Source organism: Chryseobacterium sp. X308 (assembly GCF_020733145.1).
GTDB lineage: Bacteria > Bacteroidota > Bacteroidia > Flavobacteriales > Weeksellaceae > Chryseobacterium > Chryseobacterium cupriresistens.
On sequence record NZ_JAJFZH010000015.1, the window covers coordinates 12441 to 29308 of the forward strand.

The 16868-nt window shown below is 36.5% G+C and carries 14 protein-coding genes; 4 read left to right on the forward strand and 10 right to left on the reverse strand.

Annotation, left to right across the window (positions count from 1 at the left end; translation table 11 throughout):
- Positions 1-34: 34 nt before the first annotated feature.
- The 10 genes from LIV57_RS15640 to LIV57_RS15685 form a co-directional block, all read right to left on the reverse strand.
- The gene (locus tag LIV57_RS15640) at positions 35-1963 is read right to left on the reverse strand and encodes a polysaccharide biosynthesis protein (protein ID WP_227943380.1); all 1929 of its coding nucleotides are present in this window, start codon (positions 1961-1963) and stop codon (positions 35-37) included.
- Positions 1964-2318: 355 nt separating this feature from the next.
- A complete protein-coding gene (locus LIV57_RS15645) occupies positions 2319-2783 on the reverse strand; it encodes a regulatory protein RecX (protein ID WP_410673945.1) in 465 nt (154 codons plus the stop codon).
- 51 nt (positions 2784-2834) lie between these two features.
- Positions 2835-4100 (reverse strand): serine hydroxymethyltransferase, encoded by a 1266-nt coding sequence (gene glyA, locus LIV57_RS15650; protein WP_227943382.1) that lies wholly within the window; start codon positions 4098-4100, stop codon positions 2835-2837.
- 150 nt (positions 4101-4250) lie between these two features.
- The gene (locus LIV57_RS15655; RefSeq protein WP_227943383.1) at positions 4251-5153 is read right to left on the reverse strand and encodes an NAD(P)/FAD-dependent oxidoreductase; all 903 of its coding nucleotides are present in this window, start codon (positions 5151-5153) and stop codon (positions 4251-4253) included.
- Positions 5154-5288: 135 nt separating this feature from the next.
- The gene (locus LIV57_RS15660) at positions 5289-6815 is read right to left on the reverse strand and encodes a glycosyltransferase family 39 protein (protein ID WP_227943384.1); all 1527 of its coding nucleotides are present in this window, start codon (positions 6813-6815) and stop codon (positions 5289-5291) included.
- 50 nt (positions 6816-6865) lie between these two features.
- Positions 6866-7432, reverse strand: a complete 567-nt coding sequence (locus LIV57_RS15665; RefSeq protein WP_227943385.1) for a hypothetical protein — start codon at positions 7430-7432, stop codon at positions 6866-6868.
- A 126-nt stretch (positions 7433-7558) separates the two neighbouring features.
- Positions 7559-8770, reverse strand: coding sequence for an efflux RND transporter periplasmic adaptor subunit (locus LIV57_RS15670; RefSeq protein WP_171006293.1), 1212 nt, complete (start codon positions 8768-8770; stop codon positions 7559-7561).
- Positions 8771-8870: 100 nt separating this feature from the next.
- A complete protein-coding gene (locus tag LIV57_RS15675; protein WP_110010041.1) occupies positions 8871-10142 on the reverse strand; it encodes an ABC transporter permease in 1272 nt (423 codons plus the stop codon).
- A gap of 80 nt (positions 10143-10222) precedes the next feature.
- Positions 10223-11452: an ABC transporter permease gene (locus tag LIV57_RS15680; RefSeq protein WP_202841049.1), complete on the reverse strand. Its 1230-nt coding sequence runs from the start codon at positions 11450-11452 to the stop codon at positions 10223-10225.
- A gap of 91 nt (positions 11453-11543) precedes the next feature.
- Positions 11544-12233: an ABC transporter ATP-binding protein gene (locus tag LIV57_RS15685; RefSeq protein WP_034699055.1), complete on the reverse strand. Its 690-nt coding sequence runs from the start codon at positions 12231-12233 to the stop codon at positions 11544-11546.
- Positions 12234-12656: 423 nt separating this feature from the next.
- Between LIV57_RS15685 and LIV57_RS15690 the strand changes: the two genes are divergently transcribed.
- The 4 genes from LIV57_RS15690 to LIV57_RS15705 all read left to right on the forward strand — a co-directional run bounded on the left by LIV57_RS15690 (position 12657) and on the right by LIV57_RS15705 (position 16797).
- Complete coding sequence (locus tag LIV57_RS15690) at positions 12657-13631, forward strand: ribonucleotide-diphosphate reductase subunit beta (protein WP_062674779.1); 975 nt, start codon at positions 12657-12659, stop codon at positions 13629-13631.
- 108 nt (positions 13632-13739) lie between these two features.
- Positions 13740-14030 (forward strand): hypothetical protein, encoded by a 291-nt coding sequence (locus LIV57_RS15695; protein WP_110010043.1) that lies wholly within the window; start codon positions 13740-13742, stop codon positions 14028-14030.
- Positions 14031-14085: 55 nt separating this feature from the next.
- Positions 14086-15744, forward strand: coding sequence for a ribonucleoside-diphosphate reductase subunit alpha (locus LIV57_RS15700; protein WP_062673967.1), 1659 nt, complete (start codon positions 14086-14088; stop codon positions 15742-15744).
- A 162-nt stretch (positions 15745-15906) separates the two neighbouring features.
- A complete protein-coding gene (locus LIV57_RS15705; protein ID WP_202841052.1) occupies positions 15907-16797 on the forward strand; it encodes a DUF72 domain-containing protein in 891 nt (296 codons plus the stop codon).
- Positions 16798-16868 lie beyond the last annotated feature (71 nt).

Genomic DNA, 16868 nt, shown 5'->3' on the forward strand with positions numbered 1-16868 from the left:
TGTTAAATTATGCAAATATACATTTATATTTATTCTATTTATCCAGGGCCTCATAAATTGAATTATTACTTCTGAATTCAGGCACTATTGTTTTAAGAATCCTTACAACTTCCACCTTATCTCTTCTCAGTGAAGCTTTAGTAATTTGCTTGGTAAGTGTATCTATTTCTTCAAATCCCATAGAAGGGTCTTTAGAAATCATAATTTTGTCATTATGAGTAGGAAGTGTCTTTGCATCATCACTCAGGAGCTCTTCATACAGTTTTTCTCCCGGTCTCAATCCCGTATAGATGATCTTGATATCTATATTAGGTTCGAATCCTGATAACTTTATCATTCTTTTCGCAAGATCAATAATTTTTACAGGCTCACCCATATCAAAGACAAAGATCTCACCTCCTTCTCCCATTGTTCCGGCCTGAAGTACCAGTTCACATGCCTCAGGAATCGTCATGAAATATCTTACAATTTCCGGATGGGTAATCGTTACCGGTCCTCCGGCTTCAATCTGCTTTTTAAAGTGGGGAATTACAGAACCGTTGGAACCTAATACATTTCCAAATCTTGTTGTAATAAATTTGGTAACGTTACCTTCTACATTCTGTAGCGATTGTACAAAAAGTTCAGCGGCACGCTTTGAAGCTCCCATTACGTTGGTTGGATTTACAGCTTTATCTGTAGACACCATTACGAACCTGTTTACTTTATACTTGCTGGATAGTGTTGCAACAATCTTAGAACCTAATATATTAACAAAGATAGCTTCATGAGGATTTTCCTCTACTAGAGGTACATGCTTGTAAGCTGCCGCATGATATACCATTGAGAAATTATAGGTCTGGAAAAGAGATTCCATCCTGTGATGATTGGAAACATCTCCCAAAACAAATTTGAAAGCGATATGAGGAAACTTTTCTCTCATTTCAAGTTCAATTTCATAAAGCGGTGTTTCTGCCTGATCTAAAACGACAATCAATGAAGGATTGAAAAGAGCAACCTGTCTTACGATCTCGCTTCCAATGGAACCTGCTCCACCGGTTACTAATACTGTTCTATCAAAATGTCTGCTTTTAACTTTTTCGTTCTGGATTTTGATAGGTTTTCTATTTAACAAATCTTCAATCTGAAGATTTCTGATAGATCCACCCAGATCACTGTCTCTAAGTTTTTGTACTGATGGTGCTTTAAAGACATTAAGATCTTTCTCTAAAAATAGATTTACCCATGAATTCATCTCATCTCTGGCCATCATTTCTTTAACAATAAGAACGCCGTCAATAATAAGATCTTCTTTGGTGTTTTCTTCTATTTTTTCTTTTTCATAAATTGGCTTTCCTAGCAGAGATGCCCTTTTGGAGTCTGTTCTTTGTGTCAAAAAACCGACAACCTGATAAGGCAAACTCGGATTATCAAGAATAGCACGTGCAATGGCAATAGATTGTTCATCAATTCCCAATACCAGAATTCTTTTTTTCAGTGCGCTTCTTCTGTACTCCCTTACAATATGGAAAAATTCTTTTACATAAAGTCTGAAAAGAAATAATCCCATAAATGAAATTACAAAATAAAGCATCAGATAAGGAGTAAGGATAAACTTACTTCCTGTGATCCAGAAATAGCAGATGTTTATTGTTCCGATAGCCAGCATTGTGCAAAAACAGGATATCAGAAGCTTAAATAGGTCTATAAATGTGGAGTGGCGGATAATTCCGGCATAAGTCTTGAAGACATACATAAAAGCAGCATTCACAAGGATAATAAAAGCGAAAATCAGGCTTTTATCATCATGATATATAAATTCCTGCTTGGTAATTTTTGCGATAATGTAAGTGGAAAGAAATAAAGATATTACAAGAATAATAATGTCTATTACAAGAATTATCCATCTAGGAAGATATCTTACGTCTGAGAGATTGACAACATTATCCCCTCCAAATATTGTTTTTCTAAGAGAATTGTACATTGTCTGTATTGGTGTTCATATTTAATTAAGTATAATATCTGATTATCCAAATCAAAGATAATTCTGATACAATCATGCAAAAATAAATAAATTTATTTCAATATGTTGAAATCAAAAATAAATTTGATGTTATATTAATAAAATCTAACAATTTCATTTCGATACAGCTAAATCCAGAGACAAAAATCATACCATATAAACTCTTTATGAAGATGATATTTACCTGTATAAATTCCTGATATCAGCTGTTTTTCTTTAAAATAATTATTAAATGTTTATATATCAATATTTTTCAATGAACTGATTGTTTTTTTTCTATAAGTCATACTTCAAGTTTTTTTTATTTTATTAATATTTAGCCAAAAATATCGATTATTTTCTCATATTCAAAACCTTTACTCATCAAATATTTTATAGTTTTGGTTTTTTTTTGATATTCTTTCAAGCCAGTTTGTTTGGTATAATAATTATCATAAATTTTTCTGATTATTTTTTCATAATCAGCATCATCAATTTCATCAAAACAGGAATTTATCAACTTTTCAGAAATCTGTTTTTGTTTCAGATTGATTTTAATTTTGGTTTTCCCCCAATGTTTGATGTAAAATTTTCCCCGGATATAGCTTCGGGTAAATCTTTCTTCGTTGAGATAGTTTTCTTTTAGAAGAAATAAAATTATTTCTTCTTTCGCTTCATCAATAAGCAAAAACTCCCTCATCTTCTGTTCCACTTCGGCATGACAGCGATCCTGGTAAACACAGTAATTAACCAGTTTCTGTTTAATTTCGTCGAAGGTATACGATTTCTTTTCCATTTGAATAAAAAAAGAATGAGCAATCCGCCCATTCTTTATATGATATTGGAATGTCTGTTAGTAATTGAACAGAGCTTTACCTTCCATTAATTCGTTCACTTTCTTTCTTACAGATCCAAGAACCTCTTCATTTTTGATATTGTCTACCACTTCAGAAATCAATCCTGCAATAGTATCCATATCGTTTTCTTTCAATCCTCTTGTTGTAATCGCTGCAGTTCCCAATCTGATACCAGATGTTGTAAATGGTGATTTATCATCAAATGGAACCATATTTTTGTTACATGTAATATCAGCAAGTACCAATGCTTTTTCGGTTTCTTTACCGTTTACTCCTTTATTTCTAAGATCTACCAGCATCAGGTGATTATCTGTACCACCGCTTACAATATCAAAACCTCTGTCGATCATTGCTTTTGATAATGCCTGAGCATTAGCTTTAACCTGTTTTGCATAATTTTCGAACTGTACATCCAAAGCTTCCCCGAAAGCTACAGCCTTACCAGCAATCACGTGCTCAAGAGGTCCTCCCTGAATACCCGGGAATACAGCTCCGTCCAGCACCTGGCTCATCATTTTGATTTCTCCTTTTGGAGTTTTGTGACCGTATGTATTTTCAAAGTCTTTTCCCATCATGATCATACCTCCTCTTGGCCCTCTCAGGGTTTTGTGAGTAGTGGTAGTTACAACATGACAGTGTTCGAATGGTGAGTTTAATAATCCTTTTGCCACTAAACCAGCCGGGTGAGCGATATCTGCCCAAAGGGTAGCCCCAACTTCGTCTGCTACTTCTCTGAATTTAGCATAATCTAAATCTCTGGAATACGCTGAGAAACCTGCGATAAGCATTTTGGGTTTTTCTCTCAACGCTACTTCTCTCATTTGGTCATAATCAATAAGGCCTGTTTCCTTCTGAACTCCGTAAGAAACTACATTATATTGAATTCCTGAGAAGTTCACTGCAGAACCGTGAGTAAGGTGTCCTCCCATTGAAAGGTCCATCCCCATGATTTTATCGCCTGGTTTCAAAACTGCAAGATAAATGGCTGCATTCGCCTGAGAACCGGAATGTGGCTGAACATTCACGTAGTCAACTCCGAAAAGTTCCTTAGCTCTGTTGATGGCTAAAGTTTCAACCTCATCTACTACTTCACATCCTCCGTAATATCTTTTTCCGGGATATCCTTCAGCATATTTATTTGTCAGTACACTTCCCATTGCTTTCATTACATTTTCAGAAACAAAATTTTCTGATGCAATAAGCTCTAAACCATGGGTTTGTCTTTGTTTTTCCTTTTCAATCAGGTCGAAAATAATATCCATTTTACTTTTAGTTTTTGAAATTTCCACCCCAAATGTACGGAATTTTCATCGAGATTTCCCTATTGAAAAAATGATTTTTAAACACTAAAAAATGAAAAGACCCATGAATAAATCCTATATTATGATTGTCTTTATTGTACTAAAAAGCCTCTAAAATTCTTCATCTGACAGTTCCTTATTCACTACGGCTCCCGCAAAATTACCCTGTGCAACGGCATTGGCTACGGAGCGCATCATGGTTACATTATCTCCACAGGCAAAAACTCCGGGAACGGTTGTTTTCTGCATCATATCTACCTTAATAAATCTCTGTTCTGTTATTTCACAACCCAGATTATCAACATTGATATTTTGTTCAAAAGGAATTTTCGCATACAAAGCCTGTAAAGGAATTTCCTTTCCATTTTTGAAAACAATTTTTTGAATGAAGCCGTTCGTATGTTCTATACCTGCAATTTCATCTTCGTTAATAATGATTTTATTCTGCTTCAGTTTTTCAAGCTGTTCTTCGGTAAAAGCTGCTTTTCCATTTGTAAACAGCGTGAGATTTTTAGTCAGATTAAAAATCAGTTTCGAAAATTCATAAGCCATATCTCCGTTGGAAAGAATTCCTGTAACCTCGTTTTTCACTTCATAACCATGACAATATGGGCAGTGGATCACAGAAATTCCCCAGCATTCTGCGAACCCGGGAATATCCGGCATTTTATCTTTTACTCCTGAAGCCAGGATCAGTTTTTTAGCCTTAAATTTTTCACCCGAGGAAATTTCAACCTCAAAACCTCCAATCGTTTTTTGTGTTTTCGCTACAGTTCCGTTATAAAAATGCACTGTATTGTATTTTTCTACATCTTTTGTGGCAAGCTGTGCAATTTCTGATGGTGTTTTCCCATCGTGAGTGACAAAGTTATGAGAATGCGGAGTTTGTCTGTTGCAAGGTTTTCCGTTATCAATAATCAGGACATTTCTTAATGATCTTCCCAAAGCCATTGCTGCAGATAATCCTGAGTAGCTTCCTCCTGTTATGATGACATCAAAGTTTTTGTTTTCCATAGTTTAGTTGATAATTGATAATTGATAATTGATAATACAAAGTTAACCTAAAATCAATTAACGCAATAAAGTTGCAATAATATTTATCTATTAGCTTTATCCTATCTGCAAATCATCATTTACAACTATTAAAAATTATTTCCACTCATTTTTAACTTCGATAATTTCATCCTGAATTCTCTTATTGATATCTACTTTTGCACCCTGCAAACTGAAAATTGCAGTTCCTCTTTCTCTCGCGTAAGGATTGGTGATGGAATCTTTTAATGTTGCAACTTCGAAAAAAGAACCGGATTCTTTAAGTTCTTTTCCTGCTTCAGATGCCTCTTTAACCCTGATCACATTTTTATATTTTTTGCTTACATCTATCCAATTGATATAATCTGCATTAAATGACACCGCCACGACTCCCGCTTTTGAGTAATAATTAATAGCTCCGGTCTGTCCGTAATTATCACACAGTACCATGGTATTTCCGGTTTTTGACAATCTGGAATACTCTTTATCTACCTTTTGAGCCAGCTCTTTCCAACCCTGCATATCAGCAAAATCCTGTGGCAGCAGATGATCTTTTCCATCTTCCCAGCGAAGCAGTCCTAATTTTTTATACTGGCTTTGGTGGGATACGATACATTCAGGACTTTTATTTGGAAAAGCCACATTATACAAAGGCAGGAATAAAAGTATTGGAATAAGTATGCTAACCGGTTTCAAAAATCTTTTCCAGCCTTTTTCAAATACATTTCCGAGAAAAACAGCACCAAAAGCAATATAAACAGGATAAAGTCCTATCGCATAGTAATCTTTTGCTTTAAAAAACAAAAACAGAGTGATCGTGATGATATAGCTCCAAAAGAAAAACCTGTATTTTTCAAAAGGTTTGTATAACAGCAATGCTCCCCAGCCTGCAATAATCACAAAAATAACTCCGGCAAAAAATAAAATCTGGGATTTCATAAAATCCATTCTATCTACATGTACAAGCTGCCGTTCAGAAAGTTCTTTCATATGATGAACAACCGGGAACTGATTCTGATACTGCCAGAGGAGATTTGGAAAAATAATAATTAAAGCTAAAAGAGCTGCCCAATATACATTAGGCTGCATAAAAATCTTCCTTTGCTCCGTCAATAATAAGGCAGGAATAAGCCCTAATAATGAAAAGGCAATATTGTACTTATTTAATAATCCGATTCCGACAATGACGGCTCCTGTGTAAAGCCACTTTACTTTTTGGGAATTGAAATATCTGATCAGGCTGTAGTAAAGGAAAAGCCAGAGAAAGATCTCCAGAGATGTCGGCTGGAACAGCATATTGACCCGAAGAAGTACTGAAAATAGTATTCCTGTAGAAGCCAGTATTTTAGCAAACAGGCTTCCCTTGAGTTCTTCCACAACTTTCCATGTAAGGATAATCGTCAATGCTCCGAACAGGGCTGGAAAAAATTTAACCCAAAATATGGAATTCCCCAACATTTTAATGATCCAGGCTATCCAGGAATTGGCAGGCGGAACTGAAAGATATCCCCATGCAGGATGATTCGCCTGATCAAGATGCAGGTACTCATCCCGGTGAAGCTCATACTCGGGGCTTATAAGAGAGTATTGAAGGGCAAACTTTGCAACGATAAAAAGAAACAGAATCCAATAGTCTTTTTTCATGGGATATAGTTTGGAATTTTAAAGATAAGACAGTTTCAACTTCTTTTCCGTTACAATATTATTTCAAATCTGTTATCAATAATTTCAATTTTTATCTTCTGAATATTGTCAGACCAATACTTTATTTCGTCATTCTTCTCAGGACATTTATCTATAGGAGTCTTCTGGCAGGCAGCTAAATATTCCTGATATGTTTTTAATATATTATTCAGATACGTTTCATAGTCTTTAGGATTTTCAGGAATATACCCTATTCCATCACAGCCACATGAGTGAAAGCATTTCCCTGTTTTAAAAAGGCTTTCTATAATCTTCCATTCTTTGAGAGCTGTTTTTTTAGGGGCTTTAAAATCTTTCCCCATATCAGCCATCATACTGCTGCATTCAGGACATTTTACAGTCCGGTTTTCAATCTCTGAAACAATTTTTTCCAGCTCTTGTGTTCCTGCCTTTGTAAAAGCATATCCTACATTACGGACTGACTTCCCTGGTTCATGGTATACTTTTTCTTTTTCGATCCTTTTTATAATATCATAAGCATCCGGCTGTTTAAATGATTTCCGGCATTTGAAACAGACATAATGTGATTTATAAGTTTTCTGGGCGTAGCGACACATTTTTTCATGGATTTATATATTCAAATATAAGAATTTACACCTGCAAAAGATTTTGACGTAAAAAAGAATCCCCGAGAAAAAAAATTCCTCAGGGATTCACAGTTTAAAAGTGTATAGTGTAGTTTATTATTTTTTATTCGCTTTTTCTTTAAGCTCTTCTTTATCTTTATCAGATGGATTCCACACTTTAATTTCGGTGTCTTTTGTAATATTGGATCCCGGAAGAATCTGAACATTGATCCCATCACTTGCTCCCAGTTTTACATATACTTTTTTGAATTTCCCGTCTTTTTGTTTCACTTCCACGAAAGGAACATCTTTTCCTTGTTTCTTTTCATACTGAATTAAAGACTCATCCAATAATAATGCATTTTTCTGAGAACTTAAAACAATTTCACCGTTGGCAGAAAAACCTGCTCTAATATACTCATTATTAGGATTAGTTACATTACCTTCTACCGGAAATTTAATAGTTCCTGCATTATCCTTCCCTTTTGGAGCAATCATGGTTAGTTTTCCAGGGAATGTTTTATTCTGAAGAGCACCGATCACGATGTTCATATCCATACCTTCACTTAGCTTTCCGGCCTGGGCTTCATCAATTTCACCTTTAAAGATCAGAACATTCAGATCTGCCACTGAGCAGATGGTAGTTCCGGCATTAAAGTTATTGGCTTCAATCACCTGGCTTCCTGCTTTTACAGGGACTTCAAGTACAGTACCTGATGCTTTGGAACGGATTTCTGTAGTGGCCAAACCTTGTCCTTTAAGTTCAGGAGTTGCCCCTGTTTTAGCGATCTGCAATCTTTTTTGAGCGGTATTCAACTGCTGCTGGGCATTTTTCAAAGTCTGCTGCTGAGAATACAACTGCTGCTGAGCGTTCAGATACTCCTGTTTAGAAGCGACTCCCTGCTTGTATAGCTTATCCTGCATATCAAACTGCTTCTGCATGTTTCCTACATTCATCTGGGCATTACTGATCTGGATCTGTGCATTCTGAACTTCCTGCTGAGCGGCGTTTACTTCGGAGATGCTTGGAACAATTTTTACGGTAGCAATTAACTGCCCTACTTCTACCTTATCTCCTTCTTTTACTAAAATTTTATCTATAATCCCTGCAATGTTCGGTTTGATTTCAATTTCTTCTTTGGGAACGATTTTTCCTGTTGCCATTACTTTATCATCCATATTCTGAACGGTAGGCTTACGGGTAAGGAAAGCTTCTCCTTCTTTAGAGTTTGATTTGATAAGATAGCCAAGCCCTGAGAACAATGCCACTGCAAATAAAAGCCCTAATACTATATAAATGGCTTTTTTCCAGGTGAATTTCTTTTTCATATGTATAGTTTATTTTTTATTCAATAGATTGAAAGATTTAAAAAGACTGATTCTCTATATTCTCTTATTTAAATCTTAAAATTGTTTATTTTCAAATTAATTACTCTGTTCTTAATGCTTCAATAGGCCTGATCTTTACGGCTCTCTGTGCCGGAATCATCCCGATTATTAATCCCAGAATCACCATAACAGCCATTGCAGCAAATACGTTTCCGTAGTTCACTGTCGGATTATAGAAAGGAAATGAATCCTGACCCTGGGTAACCGCATTGAGAATCATTAATACAAAGATTCCAAACATGAAACCTATTAATCCCGAAGAGAGTGTAATGACAACACTTTCCAGAAGAATCTGATTTCTTACTTCCGCAGGTTTTGCCCCTAACGCTCTTCTGATCCCGATTTCTTTGGTTCTTTCTTTTACTGTAATCAAAAGGATATTTGAAATCGCGATGACTCCCGCAAGGATAGTCAGTGTACCTACAATGATTGTTAACAGCTGCATTCCCGTAAGGAAACCTGTGAGCTTTTTAAATTCTTTTCCAAGGTTGAAACTTCCGAAAGCATTGGTATCTTCAGGAGACACTTTATTTTTGCTTTTTAAAACCTGTTTTACATCTTCTTCTACGGAATTGACATTGGCATTCGGCTTACTGACAATGGCAAACATGTCTATCTGATCTCCTGCATTATACATTTTCGTATAAGTGGAAAGTGGAATGAAAGCTGTTTGGTCATTTTCAAATCCTCCTCCTTTTTTTACCCGGAAAACGCCGATAACATTGAAGAACAGCCCTTTAATATTGATTGATTTTCCTATTGGATTCTCTTTTTTCTTGGAATCAAAGAAGTTTTTGTAAATCTCTTCTCCAATAACAACTACATTTTTATTCCCGGAAACATCGGCATCATTGATATAACGTCCGAAGATCAGTTTCTTTTCTGAAATTTTATTTCCCACAGAGTAATCTCCGGTAAGCGAATAGGTTCCGTTCTTACCGTTTCTAGACATTGCTTCTCCGGGAGTTCCTGTAAAGCTTCCTCTCGCATTTTGCGGCGAGATATAATCTATGGCTGTTACTTTTCTTTTCAGCATTTCCATATCGTTTAAGTTCAGATGAACTTCTCTTCCTTTAGGAAATCCTTCATAGGGAATTGATGTTTTTTGTGCCCACAGGAAGATTGAATTGGTGGCAAAACCTGAAAATAATTTATCAAAACCATTCTCCATTCCTTTTGCGGCTCCAAGAAGGCTTACATACAAAAACATTCCCCATCCTACACCGATCATGGTAAGAAATGTCCGGAGTTTATTATTCCTCAATGAATAATAAATTTCCTGCCAAGTATCTTTTTTAAATATGATATTCACCTTGTTGAATTATGAGTTATAAATTAGTTATCAATTCCATCAATCTGCATTTTACCTTAGCAATTTGCCTTTTGTTTATATTATTCCGTCCTCAGTGCTTCAATAGGTTTGATTCTGGAAGCTCTGTATGCGGGTACAAATCCTGCGATCAGTCCAGAGAAAATCAGTGCAATGAATGCCATAATGATGGATCCCCAGCCTACACTTGGGTTTTTAATAAAAAACTCTTCAAGGCTGTTCCCGATAAGGTTTAAAGTCAAAACACCTATTCCCACTCCAACAAGTCCGGACACCACTGTAATCACAACACTTTCCTGAACAATAAGCCCTACAATTCCGCTTGGTTTTGCGCCAATAGCTTTTCGTACTCCGATTTCTTTGGTTCTTTCTTTTACGATATACACCATAATGTTACTGATCCCAATGATTCCGGCAAGCAGTGTTCCTAATCCGATAAACCCTACAATTGCTGTAAGTACCGCCATAAACATGAATGTGTCGTTCATATTTTTAGCATTATTCCAGACACGGACACCGTTTTCATCATCAGGAGAAACATTTTTCCTTGATTTCAGCTTATCTTTAAGTTCATCTCCGTATTTAATAGCTTCCTGAGGAGTCAGTTTATCACTGTATGAGATATAGGCAATATTCACCGTATCGGAACCTTTTTTCATCTGCTGCAAAGTGGTAATCGGCACCGTGATATGTCTTTCATCCCAGTCTCCACCATCATCTGAAAATACGCCCACCACTTTAAACATCGTTCCATTGATGTCCAGTTCTTTTCCTACAGGACTTCCGTTCTTGATCAAATCCCGCTGTACCATTCTTCCAATAACGGCCACATTTTGCTTTCCTTCCAGATCTCTTGGGGAAATATATCTGCCATCGATCATTTTGCGGTTCTCAATCACCTGCTCTCCGGGTTCTGCTCCATGGATCTGATAGATTCCGCTTTCTTTACCATATTTCACCATTAAACTGGCATTGTATCTCGGGCTGGAAGCTCCTACATTTTTTTTCTCAGCGTTAATAAGAAAATCATAGTCACCATTATTCAGTGTAACGGTTCGGTCTGACTGCAGTCCCTTATAGGCCAATGTCGTTTTTCCGGTAGTAATGGTGATCAGGTTTTTGGCATCACCTGAGAATCCTTCAGAAAAAGCATTCTGAAGACCTGTTCCAATTCCAAAAAGTACGATGAAAATAAACAGTCCCAAAGCTACTGTAAACCCTGAAAGCACCGTCCGAAGTACATTACTCCGGATAGAACTGAATATTTCCTGCCAACGATCTAGGTCAAACATTTTTATCGGTATTATAAAGATTGAAAAATTTAAAGATTAAAAACTGAATCAGTAAATTTTCAAATTATCTCATTTTCAAATTATCAAAATCCTAAAGCACAATCTGCTTAATAAACTCATCACTTTCAATAATCCCATCTTTCAGTACTACATTTCTTTTGGTCTGTGCAGCTACATCAGGTTCGTGGGTTACCACAATGATTGTTTTTCCTTCATTATTGATATCCTGAAGCAGTTTCATAATATCATGAGTGGTTTTGGAGTCTAATGCTCCCGTAGGCTCATCTGCCAGTACTACTTTAGGATCTGTAATCAATGCTCTTGCAATGGCTACTCTCTGCTTCTGCCCTCCGGAAAGTTCACTTGGAAGGTGGTTGGCCCACTGTGCCAATCCTACTTTCTCCAGATATTCCATAGCTTTCTGATTTCGCTCTTTTCTTGGTACATTCTGATAGTACAAAGGCAGGGCAACATTTTCCAAAGCTGTTTTATAATTGATAAGGTTAAAAGACTGGAAAATAAATCCCAGGAATCTGCTTCTGTATTCCGCAGCTTTTACTTCAGATAAATGTTCGATAGGAACTCCATCCAACTCATAGGTTCCGGAATCTTTTTCATCCAGAATTCCAATAATATTAAGAAGCGTAGATTTTCCGGAACCGGAACTTCCCATAATGGAAACAAACTCCCCTTCAGAAATATTCAGATTAATTCCTTTGAGAACATGAAGCTTGCTTTTGCCTGTATCGTATGACTTATTTAAATCCTGAATTACTAACATTAAGTGATGTATGTTTTATACCCAATAAGTAGATGATATTTTCAAATTGTTACAAGAATAAAAATTTATTCAAATATTTTTTTGTTTAAGACATGAATCCTTTATTAATAACACTTTACAAAATATTGTTTAACTGTAACTCCCTATTTGTATCTATTTATCCTCAAGATTGCTGTCCAGCCTATTATCCGAGCCAGTTTCATGTAAATGTGGAAAACTTTTCAGGCTAAAAGTCAGCCTATTAGTATTTACCTCTTTCAAAATCAGTTCTTTTTTTCGAACTTTGCTATTAGTTCTTTACAAGAAATATGAATTTGGGAAGTGAATAACTTTAATTCACAACTTCCAGATAAACAAAAAGTTAAGTATTTCCGGAACGTTATCCACAAGGATCTAAATTATTTAATTATAAAGATATTTAATATGGGAATTTTTGATAAAAGAGTAAGTTATAAGCCATTTGAATACCCGGAGGTTCTTCAATTTGTAGAAGCCATCAACAAATCGTTCTGGGTGCATTCGGAAGTGGACTTTACTGCAGATGTTCAGGATTTTCATTCGCAGTTGGAACCACATGAGAAGCATGCTGTGAAAAATGCGCTGTTAGCCATTGCACAGATCGAGGTGTCTGTAAAGACATTCTGGGGAAATTTATACAACCACCTACCAAAACCGGAGTTCAATGGATTAGGATCTACTTTTGCAGAATGCGAGTTTCGTCATTCTGAAGCATATTCCCGTTTATTAGAGGTATTAGGATATAATGACGAGTTCCTTAATGTTATCGAAATTCCTGCTGTAAAAGGGAGAATAGAGTTTCTTGGAAATGCTTTAAAACATGCTAATTCTGCAACACCTAAAGAGTATGTTTCTGCTTTATTGTTATTCAGTATTTTAGTAGAAAATGTTTCTCTTTTCTCGCAGTTTGCCATCATCCTTTCTTTCACAAGATTCAAAGGGTTTATGAAAAACGTTTCCAATATCATTGCATGGACTTCCGTAGATGAGCAGATTCACGCTAACGCAGGAATCTACCTGATCAACAAAATCCGTGAGGAACAGCCTGACTTGTTAACAGACAGCGATATCGAAGACATTTACACTTTGGTAGATGAGTCTATCGCAAGAGAAGGAGATATCCTTAGCTGGATCTTTGAACTGGGAGAAATCGACAACGTTTCTAAAGAAGATCTGTTAAACTTCATGAAATACCGTGTGGATGACAGCTTGAAGAAAATCAACATGAAAACAAAATACAACATTACTCCTGAACAATACAGACCAATGGTATGGTTCGAGGAAGAAGTTTTCGCCAATTCACTAGATGATTTCTTTGCTAAAAGACCTGTTGACTATACGAAACACGATAAAAGTATTACAGCAAACGACTTGTTCTAATATTGGGGCGCGAGCGAAGCGAGCGTCAAAGCGGTCAGTATCAGGACTACCCTTTTCTGATTAATAAGTGAAATCGTTGTTCATCAGTAAAGCACAAATACAAAAGAAATGATTAATGTAATAGTAACCTATACGGTAAACCCGGAATTTGTTCCAAACAATAAAACCAATATCCAAAAATTTCTGGAAGACTTCAAAAACTTAGATCCTTCCACTTTTGAATATAAGGTTTTTGTAAAGGAAGATGGTGTTACTTTTGTACATTATTCAAACTACATCAATGAAGAAGTTCAGCATGAGGTTTTGAATGTTCCGTCTTTTAAAGAATTTCAGAGATTAAGAGATGAAAGCGGGCTGAACGGTTCCCACAAAGTAGAAATTTTACAATCAATAATATAAAAAAACAAAATTCCGGAGTGATTCTCTCATTCCGGAATTCGAAAATATAACATCTATGGAAGAGCAAAATTCAAATATATGGTGGCTCAATGAAGAGTCTGAGCAAATGCTGAACAGAGGATATCTGTTGAAAGGTGAAACGGTAGACGGAGCTATCGACAGAATTACCACTGCCGCTGCAAAAAGGTTATACAAACCTGAACTTCAGCCGGCTTTCAAAGAGATGATCACGAAGGGATGGATCAGCTTCTCTTCTCCTGTATGGGCTAATATGGGAACGGAAAGAGGTCTTCCTATCTCATGTTTTAACGTTCATATTCCGGACAGCATTGAAGGAATTACCCACAAAATGGGTGAAGTTATCATGCAGACTAAAATCGGAGGTGGAACTTCAGGATATTTTGGAGAATTGAGAAACAGAGGAACCGCTGTAACGGATAACGGAAAATCTTCAGGAGCCGTTTCATTCATGAAGCTTTTCGATACGGCTATGGATGTTGTTTCTCAGGGAGGAGTAAGAAGAGGCGCTTTCGCAGCTTACCTGGATATTGACCACGGAGATATTGAAGAATTTTTATCCATTAAAGATATCGGCAGCCCGATTCAGAACCTGTTTACCGGAGTATGTGTACCGGATTACTGGATGCAGGATATGATCGATGGTGATATGGAAAAACGTAAAGTTTGGGCAAGAGTATTGGAAAGCCGCCAGCAAAAAGGACTTCCGTATATTTTCTTTACAGACAATGTGAACAGAAATAAGCCTCAGGTTTATAAAGACCTGGGAATGACGGTGAATGCAAGTAACCTTTGTTCTGAAATCATGCTTCCGTCTACTATGGAAGAATCTTTCATCTGCTGTCTGTCTTCCATGAACCTGGAATTGTATGATGAATGGAAAGATACAGACGCTGTAAAACTGGCAGTATACTTCCTTGACGCTGTATTATCAGAATTTATTGACAAAACTGAAGGAAACTATTACCTACAGGGAGCAAGAAACTTCGCGATGCGTCACAGAGCTCTTGGATTAGGAGTTTTAGGATACCACTCTTATTTACAGAAAAACATGATTCCGTTTGAAAGTTTTGAAGCGACTCAGTTCAACGCCAGAGCATTCAGACATATCAAAGAGCAGGCTGAGCAGGCTTCAAGAGAACTTGCCAACATCTATGGAGAACCTGAAGTATTGAAAGGTTACGGATTAAGAAATACCACAACAATGGCTATTGCTCCTACCACTTCAAGTTCTGCCATCTTAGGACAGACTTCTCCGGGAATCGAGCCTTTCTCTTCCAACTATTATAAAGCAGGTCTTGCGAAAGGAAACTTTATGCGTAAGAACAAATATCTTGCACAATTGTTGAAAGAAAAAGGGTTGGATAACGAAGAAACATGGAGAACAATCATGCTGAACCACGGATCTGTACAGCACCTGAACGAGCTTACTCCTGAAGAAAAAGCAGTATTCAAAACGTTTAAAGAAATCTCTCCAATGGAGATTATCTCCCAGGCAGCACAAAGACAGCAATATATTGACCAAGCACAGTCTCTGAATCTTCAGATTCCTTCTACAATGCCTGTAAAAGATGTCAACTACCTTTATATTGAAGCTTGGAAAAAAGGAGTGAAAACACTTTACTACCAAAGAAGTTCGTCTGTTTCAAAAGAAATGATGGTTAACTTCGTATCATGTTCAAGCTGCGAGGCATAGGACCAAGTAATAAACACGCTATATTTACAAAAGCATACCGAAAGGTGTGCTTTTGTCGTTTTTAATGCTGATTCTGCCTGATTACTTTCCAATAAAATCATGAAATGCTCTGGGATTTTTGGTTTATATTTGTGTTTATTGTTTAATACCAAAACTACAGATATGAAATTCGGACAAGTAGAAGACCCATCAAAAATAGATTTCACATTACCTAAAGATCATCCCAGAACGAAAGAAATACTGGCCCTTAATAAAAAAGGCCTGGAAAATATTTCTATCGGGTGTGCAAAATGGAATAAAACAGATCTCAAAGGATTCTATCCTAAAGGAACCAAGGATGAACTCACCTATTATGCTACTCAGTTTAATTCTATCGAATTGAATGCTACTTTCTATGGAATGCCCACTCCGGATCAGGTAAAGACCTGGAAAGAAAAAACGCCGGAAAATTTTAAATTCTTTCCTAAGATCACGAATACCGTTTCCCATTTCAGAAGACTGATTGATGTTACCGATCCTGTGACTCACTTTGCTTCCGCTGTTATCAATTTTGATGAAAAACTGGGAATGGCTTTCCTTCAGCTTCATGATAATTTTAAGCCTAAGGATTATGACAGACTGGAAAAGTTTGTAAAGGAATGGCCAAAAGAAGTTCCGTTAGCCATAGAACTCCGAAATACGGAATGGTTTACCGATGAAGAAATACTTAATACAACATGTGAACTCTTTGAAGCTCACAATATTACCAATATCATTGTAGATACTGCAGGAAGAAGAGATATGCTTCACATGCGTCTTACCACACCCAACGCATTTATCCGTTATGTGGGAGCCAATGCAGAAAGTGACTACGAAAGACTGGATGACTGGCTGAAGCACCTTACCAAATGGAAGAAAGAAGGTCTTCAGAATCTTTACTTCTTTGTACACCAGAATATTGAAAAAGCATCTCCTCTATTATCTGCTTATTTTATCAAAAAAGTGAATGAGGAATGGAAAACGGATATTCATATTCCGCAAATGGCAGCAGAAAGCACCGGAACCCTCTTTTAGTATGATATAAAGTCAATGTGGAGATAGACCGCAGCTTATTCCTTTCATAACGAAAAAATTCATATATTAGA